This is a genomic window from Leisingera sp. ABD4_442 (assembly GCF_056160905.1).
The window spans coordinates 1-18,987 of the sequence record NZ_JBSWYB010000023.1 but is presented as its reverse complement, the minus strand read 5'-3'; the positions used below and the strand labels follow the sequence as shown (position 1 = coordinate 18,987).

At 64.5% G+C, this 18,987-nt stretch carries 18 protein-coding genes; 11 read left to right on the top strand and 7 right to left on the bottom strand.

The window, feature by feature from the left end; genetic code table 11:
* Positions 1 to 13 precede the first annotated feature (13 nt).
* The 5 genes from ACXAHG_RS15865 to ACXAHG_RS15845 form a co-directional block, all read right to left on the bottom strand.
* A complete protein-coding gene (locus tag ACXAHG_RS15865) occupies positions 14 to 1,327 on the bottom strand; it encodes an alpha/beta hydrolase (protein WP_475058861.1) in 1,314 nt (437 codons plus the stop codon).
* A gap of 265 nt (positions 1,328 to 1,592) precedes the next feature.
* Positions 1,593 to 3,245 (bottom strand): chaperonin GroEL, encoded by a 1,653-nt coding sequence (gene groL, locus ACXAHG_RS15860; RefSeq protein WP_475058859.1) that lies wholly within the window; start codon positions 3,243 to 3,245, stop codon positions 1,593 to 1,595.
* Between the two features lie 65 nt (positions 3,246 to 3,310).
* Positions 3,311 to 3,598, bottom strand: coding sequence for a co-chaperone GroES (locus ACXAHG_RS15855; protein WP_475058856.1), 288 nt, complete (start codon positions 3,596 to 3,598; stop codon positions 3,311 to 3,313).
* Between the two features lie 192 nt (positions 3,599 to 3,790).
* Positions 3,791 to 4,792, bottom strand: a complete 1,002-nt coding sequence (locus tag ACXAHG_RS15850; protein WP_475058853.1) for an isopenicillin N synthase family dioxygenase — start codon at positions 4,790 to 4,792, stop codon at positions 3,791 to 3,793.
* 176 nt (positions 4,793 to 4,968) lie between these two features.
* On the bottom strand, positions 4,969 to 5,640 hold the full coding sequence (locus tag ACXAHG_RS15845; protein WP_475058850.1) for a DUF2161 domain-containing phosphodiesterase: 672 nt from the start codon (positions 5,638 to 5,640) through the stop codon (positions 4,969 to 4,971).
* A 174-nt stretch (positions 5,641 to 5,814) separates the two neighbouring features.
* Between ACXAHG_RS15845 and ACXAHG_RS15840 the strand changes: the two genes are divergently transcribed.
* From ACXAHG_RS15840 to ACXAHG_RS15815, 6 genes are all read left to right on the top strand, one after another.
* Positions 5,815 to 6,798: a TraB/GumN family protein gene (locus ACXAHG_RS15840; protein WP_475041902.1), complete on the top strand. Its 984-nt coding sequence runs from the start codon at positions 5,815 to 5,817 to the stop codon at positions 6,796 to 6,798.
* Positions 6,799 to 6,833: 35 nt separating this feature from the next.
* The gene (locus ACXAHG_RS15835; RefSeq protein WP_475041900.1) at positions 6,834 to 7,814 is read left to right on the top strand and encodes a TraB/GumN family protein; all 981 of its coding nucleotides are present in this window, start codon (positions 6,834 to 6,836) and stop codon (positions 7,812 to 7,814) included.
* Between the two features lie 118 nt (positions 7,815 to 7,932).
* Positions 7,933 to 8,853: a manganese-dependent inorganic pyrophosphatase gene (locus tag ACXAHG_RS15830; protein WP_475041899.1), complete on the top strand. Its 921-nt coding sequence runs from the start codon at positions 7,933 to 7,935 to the stop codon at positions 8,851 to 8,853.
* A gap of 468 nt (positions 8,854 to 9,321) precedes the next feature.
* Positions 9,322 to 10,089, top strand: coding sequence for a helix-turn-helix transcriptional regulator (locus ACXAHG_RS15825; protein WP_475058847.1), 768 nt, complete (start codon positions 9,322 to 9,324; stop codon positions 10,087 to 10,089).
* A 52-nt stretch (positions 10,090 to 10,141) separates the two neighbouring features.
* A complete protein-coding gene (locus tag ACXAHG_RS15820) occupies positions 10,142 to 10,888 on the top strand; it encodes a helix-turn-helix transcriptional regulator (RefSeq protein WP_475058845.1) in 747 nt (248 codons plus the stop codon).
* Positions 10,889 to 10,940: 52 nt separating this feature from the next.
* Positions 10,941 to 11,687: a helix-turn-helix transcriptional regulator gene (locus tag ACXAHG_RS15815; protein WP_475058842.1), complete on the top strand. Its 747-nt coding sequence runs from the start codon at positions 10,941 to 10,943 to the stop codon at positions 11,685 to 11,687.
* Between the two features lie 130 nt (positions 11,688 to 11,817).
* Here ACXAHG_RS15815 and ACXAHG_RS15810 read toward each other — a convergent pair whose 3' ends face one another.
* Positions 11,818 to 13,755: a methyl-accepting chemotaxis protein gene (locus ACXAHG_RS15810; RefSeq protein ID WP_475058840.1), complete on the bottom strand. Its 1,938-nt coding sequence runs from the start codon at positions 13,753 to 13,755 to the stop codon at positions 11,818 to 11,820.
* 162 nt (positions 13,756 to 13,917) lie between these two features.
* On the opposite strand from ACXAHG_RS15810, the gene ACXAHG_RS15805 reads away from it, so the two are divergent.
* Positions 13,918 to 14,793 (top strand): TIGR01459 family HAD-type hydrolase, encoded by an 876-nt coding sequence (locus tag ACXAHG_RS15805; RefSeq protein WP_475041893.1) that lies wholly within the window; start codon positions 13,918 to 13,920, stop codon positions 14,791 to 14,793.
* A gap of 200 nt (positions 14,794 to 14,993) precedes the next feature.
* Positions 14,994 to 15,437, top strand: a complete 444-nt coding sequence (locus tag ACXAHG_RS15800; protein ID WP_475041892.1) for a MaoC family dehydratase — start codon at positions 14,994 to 14,996, stop codon at positions 15,435 to 15,437.
* Between the two features lie 473 nt (positions 15,438 to 15,910).
* Here ACXAHG_RS15800 and ACXAHG_RS15795 read toward each other — a convergent pair whose 3' ends face one another.
* On the bottom strand, positions 15,911 to 16,297 hold the full coding sequence (locus tag ACXAHG_RS15795; RefSeq protein WP_475058837.1) for a VOC family protein: 387 nt from the start codon (positions 16,295 to 16,297) through the stop codon (positions 15,911 to 15,913).
* A gap of 124 nt (positions 16,298 to 16,421) precedes the next feature.
* On the opposite strand from ACXAHG_RS15795, the gene ACXAHG_RS15790 reads away from it, so the two are divergent.
* From ACXAHG_RS15790 to ACXAHG_RS15780, 3 genes are read left to right on the top strand one after another with little or no spacing between them, the layout of a single operon-like run.
* Positions 16,422 to 17,354 carry a bifunctional riboflavin kinase/FAD synthetase gene (locus ACXAHG_RS15790; protein ID WP_475058834.1) on the top strand — a complete coding sequence of 311 codons (933 nt, stop codon included), beginning with the start codon at positions 16,422 to 16,424 and terminating at the stop codon, positions 17,352 to 17,354.
* 5 nt (positions 17,355 to 17,359) lie between these two features.
* Positions 17,360 to 17,830 carry a YcgN family cysteine cluster protein gene (locus tag ACXAHG_RS15785; protein WP_475058940.1) on the top strand — a complete coding sequence of 157 codons (471 nt, stop codon included), beginning with the start codon at positions 17,360 to 17,362 and terminating at the stop codon, positions 17,828 to 17,830.
* A 24-nt stretch (positions 17,831 to 17,854) separates the two neighbouring features.
* Positions 17,855 to 18,889, top strand: a complete 1,035-nt coding sequence (locus ACXAHG_RS15780; RefSeq protein WP_475058831.1) for a threonine aldolase family protein — start codon at positions 17,855 to 17,857, stop codon at positions 18,887 to 18,889.
* Positions 18,890 to 18,987 lie beyond the last annotated feature (98 nt).

Here is an 18,987-nt window from a genome sequence, read left to right as displayed (position 1 = left end):
CGCAAACCGCATGTCAGCGCCCCTCTCTGGCGTATTCCAGATCCAGGTCCGGCAGCCGCTCCAGCGGGTAATCGGGGTGCAGCGTCCAGATGTTGTCCTGGTCCAGCTCCAGCGGCCGCAGGGTGCCGCCGGGGAACGCCCGCGTGCGCAACGCCAGCGCGATATCCGACATCGCACCCGGATTGTCGCGGAAATAGGAATGCCCGGCCCCGCCCGCCCCCTCGACGCGGATGAAATGCACCAGCCCCACCTTCTTCAGCGAAGCCAGCTCTCCGGGCGCAAAATCCTCTGCATCCAGCCGTCCGAACCGCGCCTCCCGCGTCAGGATCGAGGCAAAGGCCAGCGCCTGGTCGTCCGGGTTGATATAGACATTGACCTGCTCGAAGGCCGCAAAGACCCGCTCGCTCATCAGCCGCTGCCGCACGATGCCCACATCCAGGTCCGGCGCCGCCAGGATAAGCGTGCCCGTTTTCAAGGTCAGTTTCGGCTGCCGGCCCCGGCCGCGCTCGCGGATCACCAGTTCGCGCAGGGCGGTGGTGGCCAGGTCCGAGCCGCGGGAATGGGCCACGATGTCGATATCCTCCACCTCCGGCACCGAGGCCAGAAGGTCCAGCGTCTCCTTCAGGTGAAACACCGAGAAATCCCCCGCCTCCCGGTCGCGGAAATACTTCAGCAGCCCGGGATTGCCCGCAGGCCAGGAAAACGCCATCGGCACCGACCGCCGCCCGGCGTAGTGCCAGATATTGGCCAGCGTGGTCAGCGCCTCCTCGAAATCATTGTTGAACCCATGCACGAACAGCAGGATGCGCCCGGATCCTGCCCGCCGCACCTCTGCCGCCACCGCGCTGCGGAAGGCCGCCGCATGGGCAGCGTAATCCCGCGCCGCCTGCGCCTCCGTCACCACCCGGCCATCGCGGCGCTCTGCCGCCAGCGGCGTCTTGGCAAACCGGATGCTGTCGCGAAATCCCGCCACCTTCAGCCGCGGCAGCCGCCCGCCGCTGCCCGCATGGGTCAGCGCCACCAGCTCCGGCCAGTCCGCAACCCTTGTGAACTGCACCTCGGCGGTGCCGAACCCCATGGAATCCGACCGTTCGGACAGATAATTCACTGTGCCGTCCCCGTTCAGCCGCTGCGAGCGGTTGGTGACATAGAGCAAACGCGGCGCAACGGTGCGCTGCGCCGGCGGCACCCGCTCCGCCTGGTAGTTCTGCCCGGTTGAATAGAGGTTCGGCGGCTTGGCCAGCCGGTCCACCGGCGACACCGCACAGCCCGCAACCAGCAGCGCAAGCAGCAGCCGGGCCAGCCTCCGCCCTGCCGGTTTTGCCATCTGCCGGACCCTCCCTGTTGCGCGTCCCCTAACAGCTAGCGCGCAACCGCCTGTCCAGCCAATGAAAACTTCGTGTCAGCAGATGCCCCCCGCTGCACAGGGGAGAACGCCGCACAGCACTGCCGCTTTCCTAACCCCCCGCTTCTTTCTGGTCCAAAATACTCCCGCCGGAGGCAGGCCCGCAAGGCGGGCCACCCTTACCGAAAAACGAAAAGGGGCCGCCTTTGCAGGCAGCCCCAAAGTCATCCGGATGGATGGCTGATGATTACATCATGCCGCCCATGCCGCCCATGCCGCCCATGTCGGGCATGCCGCCGGCTGCGCCTGCGCCTTCTTTGGCGGGCTTGTCGGCAACCATGGCTTCGGTGGTGATCAGCAGGCCTGCAACCGATGCCGCGTCTTCCAGCGCGGTACGGGTCACTTTTGCCGGGTCGATCACGCCGAAGGAGAACATGTCGCCATATTCATCGGTCTGCGCGTTGTAGCCAAAGGCGCTGTCTGCGGATTCGCGGATCTTGCCCGCAACAACCGCACCGTCGACACCTGCGTTTTCAGCGATCTGGCGCAGCGGCGCTTCGATGGCCTTGCGCACGATGGCGATGCCTGCGTTCTGGTCGGAGTTTGCACCCTCGATGCCTTCCAGCGCCTTGCCGGCCTGAACCAGGGCAACACCGCCGCCAACGATCACGCCTTCCTGCACAGCTGCGCGGGTTGCGTTCAGCGCATCGTCCACACGGTCCTTGCGCTCTTTCACTTCCACTTCGGTCATGCCGCCGACGCGGATCACGGCAACACCGCCTGCCAGTTTGGCAACGCGTTCCTGCAGCTTCTCACGGTCGTAGTCGGAAGAGGTCTCTTCGATCTGGGTGCGGATCTGGGCAACACGTGCTTCGATCTCGGCCTTCTCGCCAGCACCGTCGACGATGGTGGTTTCGTCTTTGGTGATTTCGATCTTCTTGGCGGTGCCCAGCATGTCCATGGTCACGGACTCGAGCTTCATGCCCAGATCTTCGGAGATCACCTGGCCGCCGGTCAGGATCGCGATGTCCTGCAGCATGGCCTTGCGGCGGTCGCCGAAGCCCGGTGCCTTGACAGCAGCAATTTTCAGGCCGCCGCGCAGTTTGTTGACAACCAGGGTTGCCAGCGCTTCGCCTTCAACGTCTTCGGCGATGATCAGCAGCGGCTTCTGCGACTGGATCACCTGCTCCAGCAGCGGAACCATCGGCTGCAGCGAGGACAGTTTCTTCTCGTGCAGCAGGATCATGCAGTCTTCCAGATCTGCAATCATCTTGTCCGGGTTGGTCACGAAGTAGGGGGACAGGTAGCCGCGGTCGAACTGCATGCCTTCCACAACGTCGGTCTCGGTGTCGAGGCCTTTGTTTTCCTCAACGGTGATGACGCCTTCGTTGCCGACTTTCTGCATCGCGTCTGCGATCTGACGGCCGATTTCGGCTTCGCCGTTGGCAGAGATGGTGCCAACCTGCGCAACTTCGTCGCTGTCTTTCACGTCACGGGCAGAGGCCTTGATGGCTTCGACAACTTTCGAGGTCGCCAGGTCGATGCCGCGCTTCAGGTCCATCGGGTTCAGGCCGGCAGCAACCTGCTTCAGGCCTTCTTTGACGATGGCTTGCGCCAGAACGGTTGCGGTGGTGGTGCCGTCACCGGCTTCGTCGTTGGTGCGGGAAGCAACTTCCTTCACCATCTGGGCGCCCATGTTCTCGAACTTGTCTTCCAGTTCGATTTCCTTCGCCACGGACACGCCGTCCTTGGTGATGCGCGGTGCGCCAAAGGATTTGTCCAGAACCACGTTACGGCCTTTCGGGCCCAGGGTCACTTTCACGGCGTCGGCCAGAATGTTGACGCCTTTCAGCATGCGGTTGCGGGCATCGGTGTCGAATTTGACGTCCTTAGCAGCCATTTTTCACTCTCCTAGAGAAATTCTGTGTAATTCAGCGATATGGGGGATCAGAGAAGCCGGGCGGCTTACTCGATGATGCCCATGATGTCGCTTTCCTTCATCATCAGCAGCTCTTCGCCGTCGACGGTCACTTCGGTGCCGGACCACTTGCCGAACAGGATGCGGTCGTCAGCTTTCACCGCCATTGCGATCAGCTCGCCGCTGTCCTTGCGCGCGCCTTCGCCGGTGGCGACAACAACGCCTTCGCTCGGCTTTTCCTTGGCGGAATCGGGGATGATCAGGCCGCCCGCGGTTTTTTCTTCGCTTTCGGTGCGGCGCACCAGCACACGGTCATGAAGCGGTTTCAATGCCATCTTTGCAGCTCCTTAAAGGCTCAAAGGTTGTTATCTCATTCCGCCCCCGCTCCCTGGCAGGGGCCGTTATCACTCACACCCGGCGAGTGATAACGAGGGGAAGCTAGGAATGCCCCGCGGCCTTGTCAACAGGGGAATCGGCAAAAAATGAGGGGCGCCGCAGCGCCCCCTGTTTTTCCTTGATTTACCGGCTCAGGCCGCCTTGTCTTTAAGGTGCGGAAAGCTGTCCTTGAAGCGGCCGAACTTGTGCACGCCGCAGGTCACCGGCTGATAGCGCGCAGGGTTCTCTGCACTGACGCAGCTGTCCAGCGGCTGGAACACCGCATCCGCATCCGCATCGATAAAGAACGGAATCGAATAGCGCTCCCGGCCCGAGGCATTCACCACCCGGTGCAGGTTCGCCAGATACAGATCATTGGTCAGCCGCTGGATCAAATCGCCGATATTGATCACAAAAGTGCCGGCAATCGGCGGCCCCTCGATCCATTGGCCGTCGCGGTTCATCACCTGCAGCCCGCCCACATCATCCTGCGCCAGGATGGTCAGGCTGCCGTAATCCGTATGGGCGCCGATCCCCATCACGCTCTCGTCGATCTGCCCTTCCTGCGGCGGGTAGTGCAGCAGCCGCTGGATGGTGATCGGATCCTGCATCCTGGGCGCAAAGAAATCCGCCTCCAGATCCAGGCTGACCGCAATCGCCCGCATCAAGCGCTGCGCCAGGCCTTTCATCTCCTCATGGTAGCCATAGACCGCCTGCTGGAATTGCGGCCGCGCCGAGGGCCACAGGTTGGGGCCAAAGAACGGCGTGCTGCCCGCCGGGCATTCCGGCCCGATATCAAAGCATTCCTTCAGGTCCTTGGTCTTCTTCGGATCGGTGTTCTCGCCGAAGATCTCGATATAGCCGCGCAGGGCCATCCCGGATTTCGAGATATGCAGGTCCATCTTGTCCTGCAACGGCAGGTCAAAGAACGCCCGGGTCTCGTCAAAGGCGCCATTCACAACCGCCTCCGGCACCCCGTGGTTCTTGACGTAAAAGAACCCGACGTTGGTCAGCGCCCAGCGGATTTCCCTGGCCACCTCAAACAGGCTGCCGCCCGTGTTCAGCGCGCCGATGTCGATCACCGGGATCTTGTCGAAAGAGACCCGCTGTGCCCGCAAGCGGTCCTGAAGCCGGTCGATGTCCTGAGTTGCCATTGCTGTCTCCCCTCGTGCAAAGCTGGCGCAGTCATCGGCGCAGACCCGCTATTGCTCAACAGGAAAAAAATGCAATTCGCATGAGCTGAATTAAACCGAAACTTATGAACCCTTATAAAAACAAGGTGATCCCTCCAGCGTACACATTAGCACACCAAAGGCGCATCCGCAGATCATCATTCCGCCTCCCAGCTCTCTGCCCAATGCACCAGCCCCTCGCGGCCCGCCTCGGTCAGCTGGTAGACGCCGGTCTCCACCCTCTCGAACCAGCCGTAATGGTTCTTGGCCATCAGCTGGGTGGCCCGCGCCACGCCAGTGGCCTTGGCCACATGCGCGCCCTTGCTGGCGCCCGCCCCGGCCAGATGCGCCGCACAGGCCAGCGCGTCCTGGCGGTATGCGGTGACAATCCCGTGCCGGGTGGCGCCGCCCGCGTTCGGGTCGCCGCGCAAGGCCTGAAACTCGCGCAGCAGCCGCGCCTGCTTTTTCTTCGACTTGCGCGGGGCATAGGGGCCGGGATCGCAATGCACCTCTGCCCGCCCGTCCGCCAAGACCGTGATCAGCCCCAGCCCCAGCCGCCGGCACATCGCCAGATTGTCCTTCATCATCCGCCGCGCCTGCCGCCCCCCGGGCCGCGGCACCGCGATATAGACATGATCGGTGATGGCCAGCCGCGCAATCGCCTGATGAAACAGCGACAGCGAAAACTTCAGCTTCAGCTCGACAATCACCGGCGGCTCCTGGCCGCGCACGGCCACCACATCGGCCGCCCCCACCTCGCCCTTGACGGCATAGCCCTGGGCTTCCAGCAGCGCCTTCACCGGCGCATAAAGCTGATCCTCGCGTTCCATGCCCCATGACTGGCAGGAAGCGCGCGCCTTGGCAACTCAGCACCGCGCGCCGCAGGGTTTTGGCCGGGCCCGGGGCGTTTGCCATTGCCGCGCCCCCTGCCCCGCCCTAGGGTCATATGTTCAGGCCGCAGTTTGCTCAGGCCTGCGTTCCGGAACCCGGGGAAAGGGCATTAGATGAAATCCATTGCACTGGCACTTGCCCTGGCCCTGCAGGCCTCTGCAGCGCTGGCCGCGTGCCGCGGCATCGACTACCGCGACCACCTGCCCGCCGCCACCCAGGAACGGCTGGAGCGCGAAATGGCCGCCACCCCGTTTTCCCGCGGCAACCACTGGGTCGCCACCAAGGGCCCCCGCACCATTCATGTGATCGGCACCATGCACGGCGGCGACGCCCGCATGGCCAAGGTGATGCGCACCCTGCGCCCGGCGCTGGCCGCGGCCCAGGCAATCTATCTGGAAACCGCAAACGAGGATCTGGAACGCCTTGAAACCATGCCCGCCGCGATGACCCGCAGCTTCCTGCTGCCCAAGGGCCAGGAGCTGCGCCACCTGCTGCGCCCCCAGGCCTGGGAGCGCTTCATCCTCACCGCCCAGGTGGCCGGGGCCAATCCGGAAACCATGAACCGGATGCAGCCCTGGGCGATTTCCATGTTCCTGGTGCAAAGCGGCTGCCGCCCCTACGGTTTTGGCCTGCGCCGCGGCCTGGACGACCGGATCGCCGGCTTCGCCCAGCGCAAGCGGATCCCGCTGGGGGCGCTGGAAACGCCGGAGCAGGCGCTGAAGGCCATCGCCAGCCTGCCGCTCAGCGACCAGGCCCGGATGCTGGAGCTGGAACTGGAGCTGGTGCAGTCGGACAAGCCCGAAGACGCCACCCCGGTCGAGGCTTATTTCGACCAGAGCGTCTGGACCTCCTTCATCCTCGCCCCCTGGATCAGCGCCCAGTACAGCAGCTTTTCCGGGGCCGAAACCGCGCGGCTGTGGCGCCAGTACAACCGCCGCCTGCTGGATGACCGCAACCGGCGCTGGATGGCGCCGATTCTGGCGGCACAGCAGGACCGCATTGTGGTCGCCGTCGGCGCCGCCCATCTGCCGGGCAAAAACGGCGTTTTGAACCTGCTCAAATCCAAGGGCTTCAGCCTCTCCCCGGCGCCGTGGTAGGCAGGCCTTCCCGGCAAATTCAGGACCAGACAATCATGCGGCTCATTTTTTACGTGTTTTTTCTGCTGCTGCCCGCCGCGCTGTGGGCGGGCTGCACCGGCACCGATCTGCGCACCACGCTGAGCGCCCCGGAGCGCGCCCGGATCGAAGCCCTTACCGCGGCCGCGCCCTTTGCCGAGGGCAACCACTGGATCGCCCGGCGCGGCGCCCGCACGGTGCATGTGATTGGCACCCTGCATATCAATGACCCGCGGATGGAGGCCCTGGCCGCCCGGCTGGCGCCTGTGGTCCGGCAGGCAGACGTGCTGCTGATGGAGGCCAGCCCCAAGGACAAGGCCGCGTTTGAGGTCGAACTGGGCCGCACGCCCTCGCTGGTGCTGATCACCGAAGGCCCCAGCCTGATCGACCGGCTGCCCGCCGCCGAATGGGAGGATCTGGCCGCCAGGGTCCGCAGCCAGGGCATCGCCCCCTGGATGGCGGCCAAGATGCGGCCCTGGTTCCTGGCAATGTCGATGGCCTTTCCGCCCTGCCTGCGCCAGGACAAGGACGTCAAGCGCGGCCTTGATCTGCGGCTGGGCGTGCTGGCCGAAGACGCCGGCGTGCCGGTGCAGTCGCTGGAAGACCCGATGAGCGTTATCAGGATGATGGACGCCGACCCGCTGGAAGAACAGGTCCGCCAGCTGCGCGCCTTTACCGCCCTGCTGGGCAGCGGCACCGACGGGTTCATCACCACGGTCGAATCCTATTTCGACCAGCAGTCGCTGTCCGCCCTCCTTGTCAGCGAAAGGGACTTCCTGAACAGCGGCGCCCTGACCCGCGCCGAACGCGAGACCCTGTGGGCTGAGGCGATGGACGGGCTGATCGACCAGCGCAACCGCGCCTGGATCCCGGTGATCGAGGCCGCCCGCGGCAACCGCATCGTGGTCGCCGCCGGCGCCCTGCACCTGCCTGGCGAGGCCGGCATTCTGAACCTGTTGCAGCAGCAGGGCTACAGCCTGGAACGGGCCCCGTTCTGACCCCTGCCCTGAACACAGTGCCGCATTGCAGCATCAGCGGGGTGACAAGCCTGCGCGCCAGCCCTATAAGGCGCGCAAATCCCGCATTTCCGACCTTATGCATGAACAGGACAGCCCCATGACCATCCAAGTTTTCGGCCACAAATCCCCCGACACCGATTCCACCGGCTCCCCCATTGTCTGGGCCTGGTACCTGAACGAGGTGAAAGGCGTGGCCGCCGCCCCGAAACTGCTGGGCGAACCGAACACCGAAGCCGCCTTCATGCTGCAGCGCTGGGGCCTGGAGAAACCGGAAATCATCGCCGACGTGGCCGATGATGCGGCGGTTGTCATCGTCGACACCAACAACCCGGCAGAGCTGCCCGCCAACATCAACGGCGCTGACGTGCAGGCGATCATCGACCACCACAAGCTGGTCGGCGGCCTGGAAACCAAAGGCCCGATCGACATCACCATCCGCCCGCTGGCCTGCACCGCCACCATCATGCACGACCTGATGGGCGACGATGCTGCCAAGATGCCGGAAGCCATCAAGGGCGCGGCGCTGACCTGCATTCTGTCCGACACGCTGGAGTTCCGCTCCCCCACCACCACCGCCCATGACAAGGCCGTGGCCGAGAAGCTGGCCGCGGATCTGGGCATCAACATCTCCGAATACGCGGCTGAGATGTTTGCCGCCAAGTCCGACGTCTCCTCGTTCTCCGATGCAGAGCTGATCCGCATGGATTCCAAGGAATACGAAGTCGACGGCACCAAGTTCCGCGTCTCCGTGCTGGAAACCACCGCGCCGGGCGTGGTGCTGGACCGCAAGGCCTCGCTGATGGAGTCGATGGTCTCGGTTGCGGCTGAGGACGGCGTCGATCAGGTGCTGCTGTTCGTGGTCGACATCCTGAACGAGGAAGCCACCCTGCTGGTGCCGAACGACCTGGTGAAAACCGTGGCCGCCAAATCCTTTGGCGCCGATGCCGTCGGCGACACCGTGGTGCTGCCGGGCATCATGTCCCGCAAAAAGCAGATCATCCCGAACCTGAAAGTCTGAGCCCGCTTGGACCGGACAGTAAAAGGCGCCCCGAGGGGCGCCTTTTTTCTTGTCAGGAGAGTCTTGGTCCGCTCTCGAAACCGCTGCCCGGCTGCCCCGGCCAAAGACGGGCAGCCGTGTAATACAGGCCGCAGCTTTGCAGCAGCGGCCCGGCGGGAAAATACCGGTGCCTGCCGCCGAAAATGGTTCCCGGCAAGTGCGCAGCCAGAACCCGCCCTTCGCCAGGCCCGGGATCATCTGTAGCCCCGTCAATAAGGGGCTGCCACCACTCACTCAAAACTCGCGCACCCGCCGGAAACGCTGGTCCGGGCCAATAGCCGGACGCGAAAAAGACATTGCCTGATCGCCTTTGACGGGCCAACCTAGGGATATTCATAGGGCTATGAATTCTTCTAAGGCTGGACGCCGCACCGGCCTGCCCGGTTAAATTGCGGTAGATTTTTGGTTGGTGCCCTTATGAAAAACGCCTTGATTGATGCTTTGGACAAGCTGCTGCATCCGCAGGATCCCGGCGCGCGCTGGCAGGCGGCGCAGGATCTGGCCGGGCAGATGGGGGTAAAAAGCATCCTGGTGGCGGAGATCAACGGCACGCTCAAGGAAATCGGCTGGATGAACACCGATATGCCCAGCGCCTGGATGGACGAATACCTGAGCCAGGACTACGTCAGGGTGGACCCTTTTGTCCAAGGCCTGGCGGACCGGCCAGGCAGCATGCAGCTGGACTGCGGCGTGCTGCGCCGGGATCAGGCGGGCAGTGTCCGGGAATGGGCGCTGAACCACGGCATGAAGGACGCGGGCTTTGGCGGTATGCATTGCGCGCGCTACGGCGGGGCGGACAGTACGGTGGACAGCGCGGCAGACGGGGCAGCAGGCATTGCGGGCGGGACCGGGAAATTTGTAACCCTCGCCTTTGAGGACAGCACCGCAGGCGCCAAGGCGGCCTCGCCGCTGGAGATGCAGCTGTTTTCCGCCCTGCTTGCCAGCACCATCGGACAGGATGCGCCGCCGCCTGCGGAACGCTATGGCGGGGGGCCTGCGCCGCTGCTGACCACCCGCCAGCGCGAGGTGCTGTCTTTGCTGGCCGAGGGCATGATGACCGCCCGCATCGCCGAGAAACTGGGCCTGTCGGAGGCCGCGGTCTCGCTGCATTTTTCCAATGCCCGCAAGGCATTGGGGGCCACGACCCGCGAACACGCTCTGGCCCTGGCGCTGAAACAGGGGCTGGTGCCGCTCTAGCCAGAGAGACGGGCGCACAGAGCAAGGCGCAAGCATTAAGGGGCTGAAAGTGATGAAAAATGCTCTGATCGATACATTGGACACCCTGCTTTGCCCGCAGGATGGCCAGGGCCGCTGGCAGGCGGCGCAAAACCTGGCACGGCAGATGGGCATCAACAGCCTCCTGGTGGCCGAGGTCAACGGTACTTTGAAGGACATCAGCTGGATCAGCACCGACATGCCGGACAGCTGGATGGAGGAATACCTGTGCGAGGGCTATATCGAGGTGGACCCGCTGGTCGAGGACCTGGCGCAACGCTCCGGCAGCATGGTTCTGGAATGCGGCGCGCTGCGGCGCGGCGCGGAGGTCGCGGACGAGGTCGCGGACAAGGCCCGGGCCTATACCCACGGGCTTAAGGCTGCCGGGTTCACCACCCTGCATTGCACCCGCTTCGGCCCGCCGGGCGGCGCCGGAAAATATGTCACGCTGGGCTATGAGGCGGATTTCCGCACCGCCAGCAGCAGCAGCCCGCTGGAGATGCAGCTGTTCTCCGCCCTGCTTGCCAGCACCATCGGACAGGATGCGCCGCCGCCTGCGGAACGCTATGGCGGGGGGCCTGCGCCGCTGCTGACCACCCGCCAGCGCGAGGTGCTGTCTTTGCTGGCCGAGGGCATGATGACCGCCCGCATCGCCGAGAAACTGGGCCTGTCGGAGGCCGCGGTCTCGCTGCATTTTTCCAATGCCCGCAAGGCATTGGGGGCCACGACCCGCGAACACGCTCTGGCCCTGGCGCTGAAACAGGGGCTGGTGCCGCTCTAGCCAGAGAGACGGGCGCACAGAGCAAGGCGCAAGCATTAAGGGGCTGAAAGTGATGAAAAATGCTCTGATCGATACATTGGACACCCTGCTTTGCCCGCAGGATGGCCAGGGCCGCTGGCAGGCGGCGCAATACCTGGCACGGCAGATGGGCATCAACAGCCTCCTGGTGGCCGAGGTCAACGGTACTTTGAAGGACATCAGCTGGATCAGCACCGACATGCCGGACAGCTGGATGGAGGAATACCTGTGCGAGGGCTATATCGAGGTGGACCCGCTGGTCGAGGACCTGGCGCAACGCTCCGGCAGCATGGTTCTGGAATGCGGCGCGCTGCGGCGCGGCGCGGAGGTCGCGGACGAGGTCGCGGACAAGGCCCGGGCCTATACCCACGGGCTTAAGGCTGCCGGGTTCACCACCCTGCATTGCACCCGCTTCGGCCCGCCGGGCGGCGCCGGAAAATATGTCACGCTGGGCTATGAGGCGGATTTCCGCACCGCCAGCAGCAGCAGCCCGCTGGAGATGCAGCTGTTCTCCGCCCTGCTTGCCAGCACCATCGGACAGGATGCGCCGCCGCCTGCGGAGCGCTACGGCGGGGCCGCTACGCCGCTGCTGACCACCCGCCAGCGCGAGGTGCTGTCCTTGCTGGCCGAGGGCATGATGACCGCCCGCATCGCCGAGACGCTGGGCCTGTCAGAGGCCGCGGTCTCGCTGCATTTCGCCAATGCGCGCAAGGCACTGGGGGCCACAACCCGCGAACACGCTCTGGCGCTGGCGCTGAAACAGGGGCTGATCTGGCTGTAACAGGTTCAGCCCCGCTTAGAGGGCAGTCCTGAAAACGAGGCCGCAACGGGCCTGCGGCAGCCCGTTTCCAGACTGCCGCAAACTGTCATTGCCTTTTGGCCCCGCCGCCCCTTCGGCCTGCCGCCTGCCCTCAGGCAGAGCGGGCTTCCGGTGCGTCCTCTGCCGGCGGCCAGGCCTCGCTGCCGTCGTTGAAATCTTCCCAGCGGGTGTCCCCGGCCGCATCACCGTATATGCCTGCGTCCGCTTGCGCGGCAAAGGCCGGCTCCGCCTCTGCCGGGACGTCCGGCTGCTGCCAGGCTGCAGCGTCCGGCTGCTGGGAACCGGCGGCCTCCAGCCCGGCCCCGCCCTCGCGCAGGACGAACTGGCCGACCAGCCGGTTCAGCCCCACCGTTTCGCCGTTCATGGAGCGGATCGCAGCACCGGACTGCTCCACCATCGAAGCGTTCTGCTGGGTGACCGAATCCAGCTGCGAGACACCGATGTTGATCTCGTTGAGCCCCTGCGCCTGTTCGGCGGATTCGGAGGAGATGCCTGCGACCAGATCGGCGATATTGGTAACCTGGGTGACCACCGTGGTCAGCGCCTTGCCGGCGCCATCCACCTTTTGCACCCCGTCCTGCACATGGGCAGAGCTGGCGCTGATCAGCACCTTGATTTCATTGGCCGCATCCGAAGACCGCTGCGCCAGCGCCCGCACCTCGGAGGCGACCACGGCAAAGCCGCGGCCGACCTCGCCCGCGCGCGCGGCCTCAACCCCTGCGTTCAGGGCCAGAAGATTGGTCTGGAAGGCGATGTCATCAATCACACCGATGATCTGGCTGATCTGGTTGGAGGAGTTCTCGATCTCGTTCATCGCCGCAATGGCGCCCTCGACCACCCGGCCGCTGTGCTCCACATCGGTGCGCGCGGTCTCCACCGCGCCCTGCACCTGCTGCGCGTTGCGGGCCGAGGAGTTGACGCTGGCGGTCATCTGCTCCAGCGCGGCGGCGGTCTGTTCCAGCGTGGCCGCCTGGCTTTCGGTGCGCGCCGACAGGTCCTCCGACGCGGTCCGGATGTCGTCCGACTGGCGCTGAATGCGGGCACCGGACTGCACCACGTCGGACATCAGCTCATTCAGCTTGTCGACGGTTTCATTATAGTGTTCCCGCAAGGGGCCGTAATCGCCGCTGAATTCCTCGGCAATCCGGTCGCTGAGGTCGCCCTGGGACAGGCGCTGCAGCCCGCTGCGCAGCCGTTCGATGACCTTTTCGCTCTCTTCGCGCAGGGTGTTCTGCTCCTCCAGCGCTGAAATCACCCGGCCCGACACGGCGTCGATATCCTTGGCGATTTCCCCGAAATCATCGGCCCGCATCCGGTCTGCGACCTTGAGGCCCAGGTCGCCCTCGGCCACCTCGCGCAGGGCGCTCCGCAGCCGGGCGATGGGACGGATGATGGTCAGGGTCACCTGGCGGGAGTTGCGGGCAATCACCAGCAGTGCCAGCGCGGAAAACCCGATCAGAATATACAGCAGCTGCATGTCATGGGCGCGGGCGCTTTGCGCGGTCTCCTCGGCATAGGTTTTGATATCCTTGCCCAGGGGCGCCAGCAGCTGGTTCAGGGCGCCGTATTCTGCCTGCAGCTGAGGCAGCGCCGCCTGTGCCGCTGCGGTGTCCTGAAAGGCCAGGCCTGCAACATTCCGGGCCGCCTCGATAAATGTTTCTGACGCGGGGGCGAGGGCCGTTACCTGGCTGCGGATTGCCTCCGACATCTCAACCTTTTGCAAGGCGGCAACAGAGTCCCGCAGGCTGCGGATGTCGCTGGCGAGCTTGGCCGTCAAATGATCCCTCTTGGCCGCCGGCGCCGCCGGGCCGGCCAGCAGCGCATGCACCACGCCTGCCTCAATCGCGTCGTGCATCTTGTCGGCCATCAGCTCATGCCGGATGATCGTGGTTGCGCTGATCTGCCGTTCCAGCTCCAGCTCGCTTTGCCACAGGCTGTAGACGGCCATCGCCGCAAGAACCAGGACAGAGACTGTCGACATCACACCGGTAAAGACCAGCCGCGTTTTAATGGGAAGATTTCGGAACATCGCTAACACACCATAGAGTTGCCTGACGATCACCCTATGCGAGAGTTATTAAGAAACCCTTGGGCCGCCGCCGCGGCGCCCTGCCCGGCCCTGCGCCACTGGCCTTCCGCCGCCGTCTCTGCCATAGCTGGCCGCAACCGAAACACGCGCGAAGGCCCGGCCATGACCCAGATCGTCACCTCCCTTTCCGACATTTCCAGCCGTTACAAGGCGCTGTTCGTGGATCTGTGGGGCTGTGTCCACAACGGCATCACCGCCTTTCCCGATGCGGTGGCGGCGCTGAAGGCCTACCGGGCGCAGGGCGGCATCGTGGTGCTGGTGACCAACTCGCCCAAGCCGCGCGCAGGGGTGGCGGCGCAGCTGGGGCAGTTCAACGTGCCGGATGATGCCTATGACACGATCTCCACCTCGGGCGATTCTGCGCGGGCGGCAATGTTCACAGGCGCGGTGGGAAACAAGGTCTATTTCATGGGCGAATGGCAGCGCGACGCCGGGTTCTTTGAGCCCTTGCACGTGATCCATAACCCGGTGAAAATCACACGGGTGCCGCTCAAGGAGGCTGAGGGCATCGTCTGCTGCGGCCCCTTTGACACGATGGCGGATCCGGAGGTGAACCGGGCGGATTTCCTCTATGCCAAGCAGATGGGCATGAAGCTCTTGTGCGCCAATCCCGATATCATCGTCGACCGCGGCGAGACGCGGGAATGGTGCGCGGGGGCGCTGGCGCGGCTTTATACGGAGATGGGCGGCGAGAGCCTGTACTTTGGCAAGCCGCATCCGCCGATCTATGATCTGGCCCGGCTGCGGCTGCAGGAAGTGGCCCCGGGGATTGCCGATTCCGAGATCCTGGCGATCGGCGACGGGCCGCATACGGATATTGCCGGCGCCATGGGGGAAGGCATCGATTCCCTGTTCATCACCGGGGGCCTTGCGGCCAGAGAGACAAAGACATCAGTCCAGCCGGATGCGGATGCGCTGGCGGCCTATCTGGCGCAGGAGCAATCCGCACCCACCTATGCCATTGGTTTCCTGCGGTAAACCCGGCAGCAATCATCGCTCACGGCCAAGCTGGCCCTGCACCCCTGCCCGCATCGGGCGGGGTTTTCCTTTGTCAGAAATCACTTGATTTTCTGCAGCTGCAAAGTAATAAAGTTGCGCAAGCGGCCAATCCGGCGCGCAAAAGTTACAACGCCGAGCGGTCAAGTGATGCGATCAGGGCCGGGCGAACGGAGGATGAGATGTTGGACAACATGCCGCGCGGAACCATCTGCATCGAAGACATTGAGATGGGCATGGTGCGCTACCTGCGCAAAGTCATCACCGACGAGGACATCGAGAAATTCGCCCAGGTGTCGACCGACCGCAATCCGGTGCATCTGGATGACGATTACGCCCAGGACACGATTTTCGAGGGCCGCATCGCCCATGGGATGCTGACCGCCGGGCTGATCTCGGCCGTGATCGGCGAGCAGCTGCCGGGACATGGCACCATCTACATGAGCCAGTCGCTGAAGTTCCTGGCGCCGGTGCGGCCGGGCGACCTGGTGCTGGCGGAGGTCGAGGTGACCGACATCGTGATCGACAAGCGCCGGGTCAAGCTGGACTGCCGCTGCATGGTGGACGGCAAGAAGGTGCTGGTGGGCGAAGCCATGGTGATGGCGCCCTCGCGCAAGTTCGACTGAGCCGGGTGCGGAGCCTGGGCAGGGGGCGTTGCCCCCTCGCGCCTCTGGCGCTCACCCCCAGAGTATTTGCGACCAGAAAGAAGCGCATGGGTGCCTGATGCCCCCTGCGCGCAGCAGTATGAGCCGCCGGGGCGGTATGCCCTTGGCGGTTTTTCTGTGCCGGTTTGTGCTGTTTCGTTCTCTTCCGTTGTTGCGCTGTGTCCCAATTAAGGGGGCGGCGCCGCCGGGTGGAGGTGGACAGACCCCGCCGGGGGCCTGCTCGGACAGGATCTCCTGGACGACCCCCTTTTTATCAGGGCCGGTCTCCGGGTGTTACGCAGGCAGCCTCACAGATGCCTGCGCCTCGTATCATGGCCCATGCGCGGAGCCATGGCGGGTGAACGCGATCAATTGGGAGTATGGCATTTACACGTGAGGATTGCGTGAAGGGGGCGTACGGCGGGTGCGCAACGGGAGGCGGCCTGAAGAAGGCGTCAGTCAGGCGGGTTGTGGCATACGGCCTCAATGTTATGGCCGTCTGGATCGCACACAAAGGCGGCATAGTAATCCCTGTGGTAGTGCGGCCGCAAGCCGGGCGGGCCGTTGCAGGAACCGCCCGCTTGCAAGGCCGCGGCATGGAAAGCCTCAACCGCAGCGCGGTCCGGCGCCGCCAGCGCGACGTGCAGCATGCCGGCCGTTGCGTTCTCCTCTGCCAGCCAGAACCAGGGCCGGGCATCGCCAAAGCCGGCCAGATTGACGCTGCCGGGGTCAATCTTGGGCGCCGTAAACAGCCGTGTGATGCCCAAAGGGCCAAACGTCCGGTCATAGAATGCCACAGATTTTGAAAAATCTGCCACGCCAAAGGTGATGTGATCAATCATGTGTCGTTCCCGGATCCACCGCAGGGTAAGGTGTAGCCGGATTTGCCGAGGCGGGGAACCGGCTTTGGTCCTCCCCCGCCACTGGCCGCTTGAACCGCCGCGCGGGTGCGGATAGGCATGCGCTATGCGTATCGTCAGAGATTATGAATTCGTCGAAGACCAGGACCGGGGCGCCACTGTGGCCATCGGCAATTTCGACGGCGTGCATCTGGGCCATCAGTCGGTAATCGAGCTGGCCCGCAAGGCCGCCCCCGGGGCGCCCTTGGGGGTGATGACGTTTGAGCCGCATCCGCGCGAGTATTTTGCGCCCGATGCGCCGCCGTTCCGGCTGATGCGGGCCGAGACCCGCGCCCACCGGCTGGAGAAGCTGGGGGTGGAGCGGCTTTATGAGCTGAATTTCAACACCGCGCTGTCGAGCCTGAGCCCTGAGGAGTTCGCCCGCGACGTGATTGCCGGGGGGCTGGGGCTGCGCCATGTGGTGGTGGGCGCCGATTTCTGCTTTGGCAAGGGGCGCGCGGGCAATGCCGCGGACCTGCAGCGCTTTGGCGCTGAGTATGGGTTCGGCGTCACCATTGCACCGTTGATGGAATATTCCGCCCATGCGGTCTCCTCGACCGCGATCCGCAATGCCTTGAGCGAGGGCCGGCCTGCGGATGCCAAGGAGATGCTGGGCCATTGGCACCGGATCGAGGGCGTGGTGATCGGCGGCGAGCAGCGCGGGCGGGAGCTGGGCTTTCCGACCGCGAACATGTCGATCGACGGGCTGCATCAGCCGCGGTTCGGGGTTTATGCGGTGCTGGTTGACGTGCTCGACGGGCCGCATGCGGGCAGCTACTTTGGCGCGGCCTCCATCGGGGTCAGGCCGATGTTTGACGGCGAGGTGCCCAATATCGAGACCTTCCTGTTTGATTTTTCCGGCGACCTTTACGGCGCGACGCTGTCGGTGGGGCTGGTCGCCTTCCTGCGGCCGGAGCTGAAGTTTGACGGGCTGGATGCCTTGATTGAACAGATGGACGCGGATTGCGCCAAGTCGCGCAACCTGCTGGCGGCGCTATGAAACCGGTGAAGGACGTCATTGACCGCTCTGGCCTGGGCAAGCGGTTCTGGGAGAACAAGCCGCTGGACAAGCTGAACCAGAAGGAATGGGAAGCGCTTTGCGACGGCTGCGGTAAATGCTGCCTGAACAAGCTGGAGGATGAGGAGACCGGCGCGGTGGCGCTGACCCGGGTGGCCTGCCGCCTGCTGGATGACAGCACCTGCCGCTGCGCCCAGTATCCGATCCGGCACCAGTTCATCCCGGAGTGCATCGTGCTGACGCCGCAGAATCTGGATACCCACGCCTATTGGATGCCCGAGACCTGCGCCTACCGGCTGCTGTGGCAGGGCAAGCCCTTGCCCGAATGGCATCCGCTGCTGACCGGCACGCCTGAAAGCGTGCATGAGGCCGGCGTTTCGGTGCGCGGCTGGACGGTGTCGGAGTTCGAGATTTCCGAAGACGAGTGGGAAGACCACATCATCGACGAACCCACCTGAATTTCATCCGCAGGAGTAACCCCCATGCATTTCGCCTCTGACAATTCCGGCCCGGTTTCGCCTCAGATCATGGAGGCCCTGGCCAAGGTGAACAGCGGCTATGCCATGGCCTATGGCGCGGATCCGGAAATGGCGGCGGTCACGGCGCGGATCCGGGAGATCTTCGAGGCACCGGAGGCGGCGGTCTATCTGGTGGCGACCGGCACCGCGGCCAATGTGCTGGCGCTGTCGACGCTGACCCAGCCCTGGCAGACCGTGTTCTGCACCAAGCCCGCCCATATCAACATGGATGAATGCAACGCGCCGGAGTTTTTCATGGGCGGCGCCAAGCTGACGCTGGTGACGGAAGCCGACAAGATGACCTCGGCGGATCTGCGCGCCGCCATTGAGGGAGAGGAAACCCGCGGCGTGCACGGGCCGCAGCGGGGGCCGGTGTCGCTGACCCAGGTGACGGAATTCGGCACCGTCTACAGCATTGCGGAGCTGGAGGCGGTTTGCGCTGTTGCCAAGGAATACGGGCTGCCGGTGCATATGGACGGCGCGCGCTTTACCAATGCGCTGGTGTCGCTGGGCTGCACACCTGCGGAGATGACCTGGAAGGCGGGTGTGGATGCGGTGTCCTTCGGCGGCACCAAAAACGGCTGCATGGGGGTGGAGGCTGTGATCTTTTTCAACCCTGCACACGCGCAGGAGTTCGAGTACCGGCGCAAGCGCGGGGCGCAGCTGTTTTCCAAGCACCGCTATCTGTCAGCGCAGATGCTGGCCTATCTGAGCGGGGATCTGTGGCTGGAGAATGCCCGTGCCGCCAATGCCAAGGCTGCATTGCTGGCCGAGGGGCTGCGTGCGGCGGGGGCGGAATTCAGCCATCAGCCGCAGGCCAATATGATCTTTGCCGCCCTGCCCCGCGCCACGCACCGGGCGCTGTTTGAGGCCGGTGCGGCCTATCACCTGTGGGACGGCGGCATGGAGGGGCCGGACGCGGAGCTGGTCACTGCGCGCTTTGTCTGCGACTGGTCGCTGCCGGAGGAAGATATCCGGGCGTTCCTGCCGCTGCTGTGAGTCTGCAAAGTCCGTATGTCTCCTTGTGCGGCGCCAGCATCATTAGTCTGGCGGCGTCACAGAGGAGGCGGCCAGATGAAGATCACATACGTTGGCTT

Bases quoted from the DNA above. Each gene is read 5' to 3' on its own strand.
- ACXAHG_RS15845 (WP_475058850.1), bottom strand. From the start codon at position 5,640: ATGGAACGCGAGGATCAGCTTTATGCGCCGGTGAAGGCGCTGCTGGAA.
- ACXAHG_RS15795 (WP_475058837.1), bottom strand. From the start codon at position 16,297: ATGATTGATCACATCACCTTTGGCGTGGCAGATTTTTCAAAATCTGTG.
- ACXAHG_RS15830 (WP_475041899.1), top strand. From the start codon at position 7,933: ATGACCATCCAAGTTTTCGGCCACAAATCCCCCGACACCGATTCCACC.
- ACXAHG_RS15855 (WP_475058856.1), bottom strand. From the start codon at position 3,598: ATGGCATTGAAACCGCTTCATGACCGTGTGCTGGTGCGCCGCACCGAA.
- groL (WP_475058859.1), bottom strand. From the start codon at position 3,245: ATGGCTGCTAAGGACGTCAAATTCGACACCGATGCCCGCAACCGCATG.
- ACXAHG_RS15840 (WP_475041902.1), top strand. From the start codon at position 5,815: ATGAAATCCATTGCACTGGCACTTGCCCTGGCCCTGCAGGCCTCTGCA.
- ACXAHG_RS15820 (WP_475058845.1), top strand. From the start codon at position 10,142: ATGAAAAATGCTCTGATCGATACATTGGACACCCTGCTTTGCCCGCAG.
- ACXAHG_RS15805 (WP_475041893.1), top strand. From the start codon at position 13,918: ATGACCCAGATCGTCACCTCCCTTTCCGACATTTCCAGCCGTTACAAG.
- ACXAHG_RS15865 (WP_475058861.1), bottom strand. From the start codon at position 1,327: ATGGCAAAACCGGCAGGGCGGAGGCTGGCCCGGCTGCTGCTTGCGCTG.
- ACXAHG_RS15800 (WP_475041892.1), top strand. From the start codon at position 14,994: ATGTTGGACAACATGCCGCGCGGAACCATCTGCATCGAAGACATTGAG.
- ACXAHG_RS15850 (WP_475058853.1), bottom strand. From the start codon at position 4,792: ATGGCAACTCAGGACATCGACCGGCTTCAGGACCGCTTGCGGGCACAG.
- ACXAHG_RS15790 (WP_475058834.1), top strand. From the start codon at position 16,422: ATGCGTATCGTCAGAGATTATGAATTCGTCGAAGACCAGGACCGGGGC.
- ACXAHG_RS15815 (WP_475058842.1), top strand. From the start codon at position 10,941: ATGAAAAATGCTCTGATCGATACATTGGACACCCTGCTTTGCCCGCAG.
- ACXAHG_RS15810 (WP_475058840.1), bottom strand. From the start codon at position 13,755: ATGTTCCGAAATCTTCCCATTAAAACGCGGCTGGTCTTTACCGGTGTG.
- ACXAHG_RS15835 (WP_475041900.1), top strand. From the start codon at position 6,834: ATGCGGCTCATTTTTTACGTGTTTTTTCTGCTGCTGCCCGCCGCGCTG.
- ACXAHG_RS15780 (WP_475058831.1), top strand. From the start codon at position 17,855: ATGCATTTCGCCTCTGACAATTCCGGCCCGGTTTCGCCTCAGATCATG.